General features: G+C 42.0%; 9 protein-coding genes. 6 read left to right on the top strand and 3 right to left on the bottom strand.

From position 1 onward, the window contains the following. The first annotated feature begins 255 nt into the window (after nucleotides 1-255). The 4 genes from AB4128_RS14960 (at nucleotide 256) to AB4128_RS14975 (ending at nucleotide 4,522) form a co-directional block, all read left to right on the top strand. On the top strand, nucleotides 256-990 hold the full coding sequence (locus AB4128_RS14960; protein ID WP_192021845.1) for a hypothetical protein: 735 nt from the start codon (nucleotides 256-258) through the stop codon (nucleotides 988-990). A gap of 141 nt (nucleotides 991-1,131) precedes the next feature. Further along, the gene (locus AB4128_RS14965; RefSeq protein WP_192021844.1) at nucleotides 1,132-1,695 is read left to right on the top strand and encodes a hypothetical protein; all 564 of its coding nucleotides are present in this window, start codon (nucleotides 1,132-1,134) and stop codon (nucleotides 1,693-1,695) included. Between the two features lie 273 nt (nucleotides 1,696-1,968). Further along, nucleotides 1,969-3,324: a glutathione-disulfide reductase gene (gorA, locus tag AB4128_RS14970; RefSeq protein WP_055025864.1), complete on the top strand. Its 1,356-nt coding sequence runs from the start codon at nucleotides 1,969-1,971 to the stop codon at nucleotides 3,322-3,324. A gap of 277 nt (nucleotides 3,325-3,601) precedes the next feature. Further along, nucleotides 3,602-4,522 (top strand): helix-turn-helix transcriptional regulator, encoded by a 921-nt coding sequence (locus tag AB4128_RS14975; protein WP_065110277.1) that lies wholly within the window; start codon nucleotides 3,602-3,604, stop codon nucleotides 4,520-4,522. 115 nt (nucleotides 4,523-4,637) lie between these two features. On the opposite strand, the gene AB4128_RS14980 is transcribed toward AB4128_RS14975, so the two are convergent. Further along, on the bottom strand, nucleotides 4,638-6,590 hold the full coding sequence (locus AB4128_RS14980; protein ID WP_372038170.1) for a BCCT family transporter: 1,953 nt from the start codon (nucleotides 6,588-6,590) through the stop codon (nucleotides 4,638-4,640). A gap of 470 nt (nucleotides 6,591-7,060) precedes the next feature. Further along, nucleotides 7,061-8,980 carry a S9 family peptidase gene (locus tag AB4128_RS14985; RefSeq protein ID WP_231919217.1) on the bottom strand — a complete coding sequence of 640 codons (1,920 nt, stop codon included), beginning with the start codon at nucleotides 8,978-8,980 and terminating at the stop codon, nucleotides 7,061-7,063. Between the two features lie 497 nt (nucleotides 8,981-9,477). On the opposite strand from AB4128_RS14985, the gene AB4128_RS14990 reads away from it, so the two are divergent. Both AB4128_RS14990 and AB4128_RS14995 read left to right on the top strand, forming a co-directional pair. Next, complete coding sequence (locus AB4128_RS14990; protein WP_372038171.1) at nucleotides 9,478-10,191, top strand: hypothetical protein; 714 nt, start codon at nucleotides 9,478-9,480, stop codon at nucleotides 10,189-10,191. Continuing rightward, nucleotides 10,191-10,904: a type 1 glutamine amidotransferase gene (locus tag AB4128_RS14995; RefSeq protein WP_372038172.1), complete on the top strand. Its 714-nt coding sequence runs from the start codon at nucleotides 10,191-10,193 to the stop codon at nucleotides 10,902-10,904. The genes AB4128_RS14990 and AB4128_RS14995 overlap by 1 nt, the downstream gene beginning before the upstream one ends. Before the next feature lie 159 nt (nucleotides 10,905-11,063). Here AB4128_RS14995 and AB4128_RS15000 read toward each other — a convergent pair whose 3' ends face one another. Next, nucleotides 11,064-12,815, bottom strand: coding sequence for a flotillin family protein (locus AB4128_RS15000; protein WP_372038199.1), 1,752 nt, complete (start codon nucleotides 12,813-12,815; stop codon nucleotides 11,064-11,066). Nucleotides 12,816-12,877: the final 62 nt, after the last annotated feature.

Consider the following 12,877-nt stretch of genomic DNA (forward strand, 5'->3'; position numbering starts at 1 on the left):
CATTAATAAGGGCAACAAGCTGTAAATTCAAGTCTATAGCAGTTTTGAGCTCACCGATTTGGTATTGTCTATACACTAAACACGTATATTAAAATAAGCTTAAAAAACGTGAGTAAACACCCAGATTTTTTTACGCAAACTTTACACTGAAGATATTGACAACTCGATCGCAAATCTAACTCGTTATCATTTCCAAAAAATGTTTTTCAGGTATTCTCCTTTATTGAATATATGATTTTGAGAAAGGTTGTCGAAATGCGAACTAAATTATCCCCTTTATTAGTGACAACTCTAAGCCTGATATCAACATACCTAACCACATCGTTTCATGCCCATGCCGAAGACCTTAGTTTTGGCGTTGCTTTAGGTTGGGATTCAAAATACATCTCGGAAGGGCGCAACAATCTAGAAAGTGGTGGCATATATTCTGGTGCTGCTGCAGTATCTACAGGTGATTTAACAGCATATGCAGCTGTAATCAGAGGCGATTCAACGCATTACATTGAATATAATTGGGGGCTTGAGTATGAACTTCACCTCCATGACAATCTAGAAACCATTATAGGTTATCAACGCCTTGAGTTTTACGGCGATGAACGCGCTAACGACAACGAGTTTTTTGCTGAGATGACTTATACCGCCGTTGAATGGTTAGTCCCTTCTGTTGCTTATACCTATTCAACGCAAGCTGGCGGCTACTTTGTTGAAGTGAGCCTCCATAGCCCTTGGCAACTCAGTGAGCGATTTACTGTCACGCCATATATTACCCAAGGATTTGATTTTCAATATGCAACTGAAGAGCATAATGGGGCAAACCATTTCCAAATGGGAATTGAAGCCAATTATGAAATTTCAGATAACCTTGCTCTTAGTGCTCAATTCAGCCATGTCATCGCCATGGATGATATTAAACAAGAGGCGAAAGCCGAAGGTTATACAGGGAGTTTAGACGAAAGCTTTGGTGGCATTTACTTAACTTGGCGCTTTTAATTATCAGTAATACCTATATTGCCTGACACTTAGCTCAGACTAAAACATCTCTGTGTTTGGCAAATCCCCCTATTCCCTTCTAAGCTAAGTGAGTCGTTCCACATGATGTGGTACTCGTTTAACTAAAGCAAAGGAATGCTGATGAAACACACTCAGGGATCATATCGCCTATTATGCTATTGGTTTATCCGCCAATTTCCCCATCATATTCATATACTGGTTACCCCTTTTATTATCACTGTATTGCTATTGTTTAGTATTCAAACGCAAGCAAGTGATTTAACCCAGCTGCGTCAATCAAAAAATATCAATCAACAGAACCCCACAAATGCGCTTCCCATTGGCAGCGTGCTAGACAGCCAAGGTCAACCCATCGCCATACCACAGCCACAAAGTGCGCTTGAATATGCTGCAGATGAAATGCAGTTAGATAGAGCGGACACCATACAAGTGTCATCAGACCCAGTCTCAATGCACGATACCTCTGCCGCCAAGGTTTCTCCCAAGATGGTGGTTGCCAACGATCCGAGCTGCCGCTGGTTGGCTAATCGAATCAAACAATTATCAACACAACTCAAGCACAATAAAGATGCCAGCTATTTGCAAACAGAATTATCCCATCGACAAGATGAGTGGCAATGTATGGACTGCCAAGGTTCAGGCCCAGCTCAAGGCCAACAGGCTGAATGTCAATATCGTCGATAAACCTAGTACTTGGTCATACTGAGTGAGCGTATTTGAATTAATAATGCGTTACTTTCTCAAGTTTAAGCACCACTGATTGAGCGTTTGCAGGTACAGTGTCAGCTTTTCGCTGCAATAAATTAGCCGACTTTACGGTCTTAGAAACTAGCTTGTGATGACATTCCCCCCTACAATGGCTGCAATAAAAATTGTCAAACTCACATAAACGCTTAATAAAAGTCAGGTTGCCGTATTAGCAATCTGATTCAAGTATCAATAATAGAGAGGGTTAACATGGCTCAACATTATGACTATATCTGCCTTGGTGCAGGTAGTGGTGGTATCGCTTCAGGTAATCGCGCGGCAATGCGTGGCGCAAAAGTTTTAGTTATTGAAGCAAAACATGTTGGCGGAACATGCGTCAACGTGGGTTGTGTACCGAAAAAAGTCATGTGGTATGGCGCTCATGTTGCTGAATCCATGCATTTATACGCCAAAGATTACGGTTTTGACGTTACAGTGAACAACTTTAATTGGAATACGTTAGTCGATAACCGTGAAGCCTATATTGGCCGTATTCATGAGGCATATGGCCGCGGATTTGCCAGTAATAATGTCACCCTATTGAACGGTTACGGTAAGTTTGTTGACGGTAATACCATTGAAGTCAATGGCGAGCATTACACGGCTGATCATATCCTTATCGCCACTGGTGGTGCGCCAACAATTCCAAATATTCCTGGCGCTGAATACGGTATTGATTCAGATGGCTTCTTTGCATTACGTGAGCAACCTAAACGTGTTGCTGTTGTGGGTGCAGGCTACATTGCCGTTGAGCTTGCTGGCGTATTACATGCACTCGGTAGCGAAACCCATTTATTAGTACGTAAACATGCTCCACTACGTAATTTTGATCCTATTTTGACCGACACGCTTGTAGAAGCGATGGCGACAGATGGCCCAACCCTGCACACTCACAGTATTCCAAAAGCTGTGGTTAAAAATGCAGATGACAGCCTAACCCTTGAACTTGAGAATGGTGAAAGCATCACTGTTGATAGCTTAATTTGGGCTATTGGGCGCTCTCCTTCTACAGGAAACATTGGCCTTGAAAACACTGATGTGAAACTGAATGACAAAGGTTACGTGGTCACTGACGAGCAACAAAATACGACAGCAAAAGGTATTTATTGTGTCGGTGACATCATGGAAGGCGGCGTTGAATTAACACCTGTTGCAGTCAAAGCAGGTCGCTTATTATCAGAACGTTTATTTGGCAACATGCCAAATGCAAAAATGGATTACAGCGTGATCCCAACGGTCGTATTCAGTCACCCACCAATTGGTACTATGGGATTAACTGAACCAGAAGCAGTTGAACAATTCGGCGAAGACAACATTAAAGTGTATACCTCTGGTTTTACTTCAATGTACACCGCTATTACAGCTCACCGACAAGCGTGTAAAATGAAGCTGATTTGCGCAGGTGAAAATGAAGTGGTTGTTGGTATTCACGGCATTGGTTTTGGTATGGATGAAATCCTCCAAGGCTTTGGTGTTGCCATGAAAATGGGCGCGACAAAAGCAGACTTTGATGCAGTTGTTGCGATTCACCCAACTGGCGCAGAAGAGTTTGTCACTATGCGCTAAGCACTGAATCATTTGACGGATTCAACTCATCAAAAGGCGAGAATAATTTCTCGCCTTTTTTGTGCCTACTTTCCACAGAACTCACTGAATTGCTTTACCTAAAAAAGCTAAGCCGTTGTGACTCAAACCGCAGTTTTATAGACAAAGTCACTATTCACGATATCTATTCACGGTTCTTGATATACAAGCAGTGCTATTTGGCCGCACATTTTTTATAATCGACAAATACGTTTAACACATATTGTTTAAACAGAAATACGCTCTTTAAGGATATTGCATGACCCAAGCTAACGAATTGACCTACATGAGTTTAACTCAGGTTGCAGAGTACTTGTCGCTCGATGAAGACTCGGTCAGCTCAATGGCCAATGAGCGTATTTTGCCTGCCACAAAAGCTACGGGAAAATGGCTATTTCCCAAAATACTGGTAGATCGGTGGCTGATGGAATCTTGTCATAGCGGAATGCTATCTGATCGAATGCACATCACGGGCAGCGACGATCCACTACTGTCTATGTTGGTTGCTAAAACCATGTCACAGGTAGGTACCACTGAACTCATTAGCTATAGTTCAACAGGTTCAGGCTTAGGGTTAGATGTATTATCTCAAGGGTATGCTGATATCTGTGCCTTGCATTGGGGAAGCCTTGAAGACGATAGCCTGAGTTATCATGAATTATTAACCAGTTACCCAAATCATAAACAATGGTTGTTGGTGCATGGCTATAACCGCAAACAAGGGTTAATGATGCGCTCAGAGACGTTTGAGCAATACGAAGCCTTAGCAAACGCTGCCACCAATACCTCATTTAAATCATGGCGTTGGGTCGCTCGTCAAGCAGGCTCTGGTAGCCAGCAACACCTAGAGCAATGGTTGTTAAAACAAGGTTTTAACTTCAAATACCTTAACTCTACCTTGGTGGCGCAAAGCGAACGGGAATTAGCAGGTTATATCGCACGACATAATGCCGATATCGGTTTTGGTTGCCAATCTGTAGCGCTTGAAAGCGGATTAAGCTTTGTGCCGATTTTAACGGAATCCTTTGATTTAGTGATGCCACAGGGCATTTACTTTAGACGCCAATTGCAGCAGTTGCTAGATTTACTGCAACAACCTGAATCCATCAGACTAGCTGCCACGTTAGGCGGATACGACCTCACCAATACAGGCAAATTATTGTGGAACGGCCAAGAGTAACTTGCTGCTTGGCTATGTAAGACTTCTACTAATCAATGCACAACGCAAACAGCAAAACTAAAAAGAGATGGCTAACTCATCCAGTGTTAGCCATCTTATTATTCGTTACTTATCCTTAATTAGATGAGTTTAATCTGGCTTGAATCGCTAACTTCACTTCCTCTTGTTCGAGTAGCAACTCTTGCTCTTCTTTGCTGCGCATCAAATCATTAAATGATGTTCTGGCCTCTTGCGCCAGTGTTGAAGCTGCAAGTTTAGACTCTTTAGCTTTTGCCGCATCAGCAGTTAATTGTTGTAGCTGCTCGATAATATCATCAGGTGCATTGCCTAACTCTACACTCGACTCACCACGTGATAATGCTTCTCGACGTAACTGCTTTTTCAGCAACCATATTGCCTCATTGGCTTCTCGTTCAGCATTGGCAGCATCAATAGCATTGTCACGTAACAATTCAAAGCGTGCTAAGGCTTGGCCTTCTTTGCTCCAAGGATCAACATCGGGTAAATCAGAAATATTAATCACAGGATCGACATAGTCATCTTGATGGCTTAAATCCAATGACGCGGCTTTAACACCTGAAATCATCAACATCACTGCAATAACAAGGAGCGGTAAACCACCAACAATTGCGGCGGTTTGCAAGGTAGCTAAGCCTCCCATAAACATCAGGGCAGAAGGCATAAAGGATAATGTAAACGCCCAAAATAATCGGTTCCAACGCATCGGATCTTCGGTCACATTGGTTTGTACTACTGAGGCTAAAATGTAGGAAATCGAATCGAACGTTGTCGCAGTAAAAATGATGCACAACAAAGTAAAGACTGCGATGACCACGGTGCTAAATGGCAGCTGTTCTAAAATAGCAAAAATGGCCCTAGTTGCCCCTTCGCTATTCAACAGGGCAACTACATCAAGTTGCCCAGATAACTGCAAAGACAAACCATAGTTACCCAATATAATGAAGTACATTGAGCAACCCAAAGAGCCAAAAAAGACTGCTCCGGTGATCATTTGCTTAATGGTTCTGCCACGAGAAATTCGGGCAATAAACAAGCCCATACTCGGCGCAAATACCAGCCACCAAGCCCAATAAAAAATTGTCCAATCTTGTGGGAAGTGAGTATCTTCAAAGGTGCCAAGGCCACCAAACGGCTCAGCCCATGTTGCCATAACAAAAAAGTTAGATAGCATTCGGCCAATGGAGTCTAGACCGGTTTCCAGCATAAAAATTGTTGGGCCACAAACCAATACAAAGACTAACAAGCCTAATGCGCCCCAAAAGTTAATATTACTGAGAATTTTGATGCCTTTATCCATGCCCATATAAGCTGAATAGGCAAAAATAGCCGTACACAACATCAACACACAAATTTGACTACCCGTTGTTGCAGGGATGCCAAACAAATAACTAATGCCTTCGTTAATTAATGGCGCTGCTAAGCCTAATGTTGTCGCTGCACCACCTAATAAACCAAAAATAAACAATACATCAATCACTTTACCAAGCTTACCAAAGCTATTGGCTTCACCAATCACAGGCATTAGTGCAGCTGACACCTTTAATACTGGCTGCTTGCGCACATAGAAAAAATACGCAATTGGAATAGCTGGGATCATATAAATACACCAAGCGATAGGTCCCCAGTGGAACAAGCCATAAGTCGCAGCCCAGCGAATTGCCTCTTCACTTCCCGCCGCTAATTGAAAAGGTGGGCTCTGGTAGTAATAGGCCCACTCAATGGTGCCCCAATACAAAATGCTTGCGCCAATACCACCACAAAACAGCATGGCTGCCCATGAGGCTAATCCAAACTCAGGTGACTCATCAGGGTCTCCTAGTTTAATCTGACCTATATCTGAAAAAACGATATAAATCATAAAGAAAAAAGCAGCAATACCTAGACCTAAATAGGCAAAGCCCAGTCTATCTGTCATAAATGTTTTAGCGATAGCAACCCACTGTGCCCCTTCAACTGGGAAAATAAGTAAAGGGATAACCACAGCAAAAAGTAATATCAACGCACCGAAAAAAGTCGGTTTATCAATAAGCTCGAAGTGTTTGTTCATTTTATTTGTCCGAAACAATAAAACTGATTAAGAGAGTCCACACCACAAGTGCTTCCCCGTGCTGCGAGACAGCCAGGTTGGTTTACTGTTTGAAGAGTTGGAATACTGTGCGTGAACCGTTTTCTATAAAACGCCAGGTCGTTTAATGTTTGTGACATTAACGGCAACACAGGCACGCTAAAATAATGTTAATCACGTAAACTGTCGACTAACTTATATTAACAATCGATTCAGATTGTGAGCGAGATCTCACCAAGATTTAAGGGTAACGATGTGCTGATTTAGCAAGGTTATTTCCTGTACAAAAACCTACAAGATTTTGGCTGGCATTTGGTTATCTAGCAGGTAAAGAGAGTCATAGATTAACTAATCAATAGCACAATAAACTCAACATATTGAGAATAATAAAGCCCGATAAACTCACCACAAATTGCGGGGCTTACCGGGCTTATTGTGTTATCAGCGATGGATTACTTTGCCGAATCACCAATGTGCTTTTCTAAGAAAGCTAAAATCGCTTTGTTGGCCTCTAGAATATTTTCTTCATTATAAAAGCCGTGTCCTTCTTTATCTTTAACTAACCATTCATAGGGATGGCCTTTTTCATCTAACGCCTCTTTAAGTGCTAACGCATGCTCAAAGTGAGCACGTTGATCATCCTCACCATGAATAATAAGTACTGGCGCGTTAAGTTTATCGACATTACGACTTGGAGACTGGGCAATAAGTTCAGCAGGGTTAGTACCGAGAGTTTTATTCAGGTAAGACCCTCCCCAAGTTAATGTCTTAATATCCCCTTCATCAAACATCATAGGTAGGTCATAAACCCCTACGTAGCCAATTGCGCACTGATACATATCCGGCTCTCTAATTGCACTTTGTAAAGCGCTATAACCACCAAAACTCGCACCAAAGATGCATACACGATTTTTATCTGTCACACCTGTTTGAATCGCATAATTTAATGCCTGAGTTATATCATCTTGAATACCCGTTCCCCACTCGCCGTAGCCAGCTTCCATAAAGTGTTTTCCGTAACCATCTGAGCCTCGAAAATTCACTTTAATGACAGCATAACCGGCGTTTGCGAGCATTTGAGCTTGGGGGTCGAATCGCCAATAATCTCGAAGATGCGGGCCTCCATGAGGCAATACCACTGTGGGTAAATTTTGTTTTTTACCGATAGGAAGGGTTAGGTAACCGTTTAGCACTAAACCATCAGAAGACTTAATTCGAAAAGGTTCTGTTTCAGCTTGCTGCTCTTTTTTAATCCATTGTTTGCTCGACAATAAATAACGTGCACTCATTGTGTCTGTATCGAATATATAAAATGAGCCGGGATTGCGGTCACTAGAAACACGCACCACCATTTGCTTACCGTCTTTTGTTTTACTGGTAATTTCGACACTGTCGCCATTGAACGCTTGAATTAATGCTTTATGGAGTTTGGCTTCTTGGGTGTCAGGTTTAATAAAAATATAGCTAGAATAGTCTTCATCTACTCTCAAACCATACACTTCGTTTAAATCAGAACTAATAGCATAGGTAGGATCAGCAATATCACTGCGGTACAAAAACGTTTCTTTTTGAGTATCTAAATCGTAGCGATACAGGCCTTTCGGTTTATTTTCTTCAGTTTTTAATGCGTAAACTGACTTATTATCACTACTAAAAGTCAACGGAGTAAACTCACCGTCAAACTTTGTATTAAACACTTGCCAATCTTCTCCTTTACCCTCTGAGTAGTACATTTTAGTGTCATGGTTTTTATCTACCCCCACAACAAACCTAGGCACACTATCATTATCAACTAAAAACTGGCTGTAAGAAATTGGCGCACGTTTAACTTTACGCTCCTTGCCAGTATAGACATTAAGCCTAGTCACTTCAGGCAGCACATCGCCATTTCGACTTAGCAAACGTTTGGTAATTAAAACGTGCTTGTTATCACCTTCAAGTTTATCCAATAAAAAACCACCGTATCCCGACAGCACAATACCTGGTTGAGATCGGATACCGAAAATCATTTTACGCTTACTACCGTCATAATTAACGGCAAAGATTTCACCTAAATTAATCGGTAATTCTAATCTGCCACGGCTCTGTACCACTTGAACGATGACACGTTCATTATTGACCCAGTAATATTCTGCAGGTTGATCCCGACCACTGGAATTGAGCGCAAAAGTAACTTCAAAGTTGTCGGTGCGTAAAAAGGCGAGTCTCTTTCGACCTTCATCATTCATTAAAACAGCTAAATGCTTGCCGTCAGGGGATATTTTTACATTGTAGTAATCACTATGGCGTGAATAATCTTCGACAGAAGCGGCGAGACAAATATTTGAAATGCACAATAGCATTCCCCATATCATCAATTTGATGTACATCATGGAAACTCCTTTAATCCATCTCAAAGAGACAGCTTTATCCTTAAAACCTTGAAGCGATATGGCACAAGAAGTAGATGAAATAACATTGAGGTAATGCGATATTCCCTAACTCCTTGGGATCATACTTCCTAAACATAGATAGTCATGTTTCAATTAATTTTGCAGCGATACCCACATTGATTCAATAGATTAGCTGCTATTTGGCATATTTAACCGACAAAACAACATCTCTCACTAGGCTAGGTTGACTCAATAGTTAATAACACTGGCTGAGTCATGACGTAATTTCCCCTGTTAATCACTGAATGTAAAAAGTGACGTCCAAATATTGAGGGGGAGTCGCAATGTTCATCGTTAAAAATTTGTAGTAAAATTGTGTCTGAGGACGACCTCAACCTGTTGAGCACCACAATCAATCACATCGAATTGATGAATTTGGTAAACAGGCTTCCATCCGGGGACGGCCCCTTCTGACTAACTTCCAGATAGGAGCCCATATGAGAATCTCTCATTACTTTTGCGTTATTGTTACCAGCCTCATTTTTTGCATGTCCCCCACAACCTCAGCGAATGAAAGCCATATGGGCTTACATGGTATGACTCTATTTGGCGGAAAAGATGGCTTATTTGCCTCACATTTGCCTATGTATCACCATCCCCACAATGTACAAATGGTCATGCAATTTCACTTTGCCGATCCTGAAACTGATCATGCAATAAAGCAGCAGCTTGAAGCAATGGCAACAGCACCAGAGCAGCTTTGGACTATTGTACCCAAGCCTTTTGACTTAATGCGTCTCAGCCCTCTGGCAACCGACCCAATCGAACAACTGCAAGTTGATGTTGTAAAAGGTCACTTTGAGCGAGGAGGCATTAACCAGTTTTCTCAACAATCACTCATCATTGATCGCATCATTATGTTCACTGAATTAAGCATGAAGGCAGGGCAAGATAAGGCGCCAAATGCACAATACCGAGTCATTACACCAACTGAAAATAGCCCAAACCAGTTCTTAGTTAAGGTCATTGAAAATCGTCCTGAAGCAGACCACTTGCTGCGAGTGATTCAACATGATTTCATTAGAACGACTCAAATAACCGTGCCACTCAAAGGCAAACTGCACCCTAGTCCAAAGGATTTAGCGGATCAGCTATCCATTCCCCTCGAGCACATCATTGAAATCTATCTAGAAACTGGCGAGTTACAGTAATGGTTTCATTGTCGCTGGCAATCATTCAGCACCATCAGGCTGAAGGACCAGGGCGCATTTCTGACTGGTGCAAACTCTCGGGACATAAGATCACCCGTTTCATGGCGCCCGATGGTTGCTTGCCCGATCTAAACCAATTTGATGGCATCATCATTTTGGGCGGCCCTATGGATGTAGAAGATAACCCAAGATGGATGCAAAAAGAGCGCTCTTTGATTCACACGGCGATTGAAATCAACAAACCGCTAATCGGTATTTGTTTAGGCTCGCAACTATTAGCATCGGTATTAGGAGCTAAGATTTACCCACTTAAACAGGCTGAATTAGGTTGGTATGATCTCAGAGTTAATGCCAACGTATGCTCAGCAAGTCTAGCGAACAAAAATTTGATTAATTTAGCCGTACCTCAATGGCATTATTTTGGGTTTAACTTTGATAGTCACTTAGCTCCGCTAACCCATAAATCGGTTGAGATAAAAGCCTACTCATCATTGTGTCCTCAACAGGTGTTTCGGCATCAACAGCAATATGGCATTCAATTTCATCCCGAATGGGACGCTGTGCAACTGGCTTATTTACAACAAGCATTTAGTGAGCAGTGCCCAGAAGATTTATATGCTAAATCACGTATGAACGAACAGACACAGTTACAACACTGGTTTTTTAACTTGTTAGATACTGTGTTTCGTTCTGCAATAACGAGCGATGACTAAGGGTAGTAACGCTAATCGGGACAATACAGCGATAAGCTGATAATGAAAAAGGCGGTAACTGACTGTTACCGCCTTGTCGATACAAACAATGAATTCAATGCAGCAAGCTAACAATGATCAACTTAACAGTATCACTTCACTCCTATGTTATGTGTGGCGCTATGAAGCTGGACTTGAAGCTACAGTATTATTTACCACCTCAGATTCGGCACCATTCAATGGCATAGCCGTTTGAATATTAGCTTGTTTAATCGCTGCACGGGTTTGATCGGTCAAACTATTCTCGCCATTTAATAAATCGGTTAACGTGCCAGTGTCGCCATTCACTAACCCCAGCTCCTGTAACATGGCATCGACTACTGGCGCATTCGCACGATAGTTTAATGCTGCCGCTGTGATTTGTTCGGCTACGCCACCAGATTGTCCCTGCATGATTTGGGTACCATTTGCGGTTGCAGCGCCAGCGCCGTGGTAACCTTGTAAGATCTTAATGCCTTCAATGTTTTCTAGTGGTTTGACTGCATTAGCAACCACTTCTGGTAACGCTTGCAGTACAGCCAAGGATTTTTGCAGCTGAATTTGCTCATCTTTCAGAGTATTTTCTGCTTCATACAAAGCTTGTTTACCTGCCGCTTCAACTGCAAAGACTTTTTCATCCGCTTCAGCTTTTAGCTTTTTAGCATCAGCATCAGCGCGAGCTTCAGTTAATATGGCTGTTGCCTTATCTTCAGCCGCTTGCTTATCTGCAGCGGCTTGCACAGTAATCCCAACGGCTTCACGTTCTGCTTCTTTTTTCGCATCAATGACTTCAATTTCTTTTTGACGATTTGCCATTGCCACTTGCTTGGCTGTGATTACAGCCTCTTCTTTTTCAACTTTACCCTTTTCAACATCTGCGGCTTTAGCACGTGCAGCTGACTCTTCTTCTGATTTTTCTGCTACTGCAATCTGCTTATCTTGTTCAGCGACTTCAATATCACGCTGCTGTTGAATACGAGCTTGCTCAAGGGCTTTCCTTTTAGCAATTTCACGGGTTTCAATGTCTTTTGATTTTTCAATTTCTGCCGCTTCAATCGCTTGCTCTTTCGCAATCTCAGCTTCGCGCTCTTCTCGCTGTTTATTTTCACGCGTTTTAGCAATTTCCGCTTTTTGCTCTGCACGTTTAAATGCCAAAATTTGCTCTTGGCTTAAACGAGCTTCTTCCTCTTCTTTTTGAATCTCTAAAGATTGACGCTCAGCCTCTAAATTCCGACGCTCAATTTTAACGCGGTTTTCTTGTTCAATATCATTGGTTTCTTTACGTTTTTCTTCAATGATTTTTGCAAGACGTGCACGACCTTCAGCATCAAATGCGTTATTTTCATTAAAAAATTGTAGGTCTGTTTGGTCAAAGCCAGTTAATGAAACAGACTCAAGTTCTAGCCCGTTTTTCTCTAAATCATTGGCCACATTTTGCTGAACCTTTTGGACAAAATCAGCACGCTGCTCATGCATTTCAGTCATGGTCATTTCAGCAGCCACAGCACGAAGTACATCAACAAATTTTGACTCCATTAACACTTTAAGTTCTTCAACACGCATGGTACGTGTACCCAAAGTTTGCGCAGCCATCGAGATGCCTTCTTGGCTTGGTGCCACACGAAGGTAAAAATCCGCTTTAACATCGACACGCATTCTATCTTTGGTGATCAGCGCATCTTTTTGTGTTTTCTCAACTTCGATGCGTAATGTGTTCATATTGACCGGAATAGTTTCGTGCAACACAGGTAAACACACTGTGCCACCATCTTTAACGACTTTCTCCCCACCTAAACCAGTTCGGACAAATGCAATTTCCTTAGTGGCTCTAATATAGAGTTTGGCAAATATTAACCCTATGGTGATAAACGCCAACATTGCCACGCCAGACATTATTAAAATAAAGGTGGTATTTGACCCTGCAGATAATTCAATCCCTTCCATTTTCTTTCCTT

It is taken from the genome of Shewanella sp. 10N.286.52.A9, from assembly GCF_041468985.1.
GTDB classification, from domain to species: domain Bacteria; phylum Pseudomonadota; class Gammaproteobacteria; order Enterobacterales; family Shewanellaceae; genus Shewanella; species Shewanella japonica.

Bases quoted from the DNA above. Each gene is read 5' to 3' on its own strand.
- AB4128_RS14960 (WP_192021845.1), top strand. From the start codon at position 256: ATGCGAACTAAATTATCCCCTTTATTAGTGACAACTCTAAGCCTGATA.
- AB4128_RS14965 (WP_192021844.1), top strand. From the start codon at position 1,132: ATGAAACACACTCAGGGATCATATCGCCTATTATGCTATTGGTTTATC.
- gorA (WP_055025864.1), top strand. From the start codon at position 1,969: ATGGCTCAACATTATGACTATATCTGCCTTGGTGCAGGTAGTGGTGGT.
- AB4128_RS14975 (WP_065110277.1), top strand. From the start codon at position 3,602: ATGACCCAAGCTAACGAATTGACCTACATGAGTTTAACTCAGGTTGCA.
- AB4128_RS14980 (WP_372038170.1), bottom strand. From the start codon at position 6,590: ATGAACAAACACTTCGAGCTTATTGATAAACCGACTTTTTTCGGTGCG.
- AB4128_RS14985 (WP_231919217.1), bottom strand. From the start codon at position 8,980: ATGATGTACATCAAATTGATGATATGGGGAATGCTATTGTGCATTTCA.
- AB4128_RS14990 (WP_372038171.1), top strand. From the start codon at position 9,478: ATGAGAATCTCTCATTACTTTTGCGTTATTGTTACCAGCCTCATTTTT.
- AB4128_RS14995 (WP_372038172.1), top strand. From the start codon at position 10,191: ATGGTTTCATTGTCGCTGGCAATCATTCAGCACCATCAGGCTGAAGGA.
- AB4128_RS15000 (WP_372038199.1), bottom strand. From the start codon at position 12,815: ATGTCTGGCGTGGCAATGTTGGCGTTTATCACCATAGGGTTAATATTT.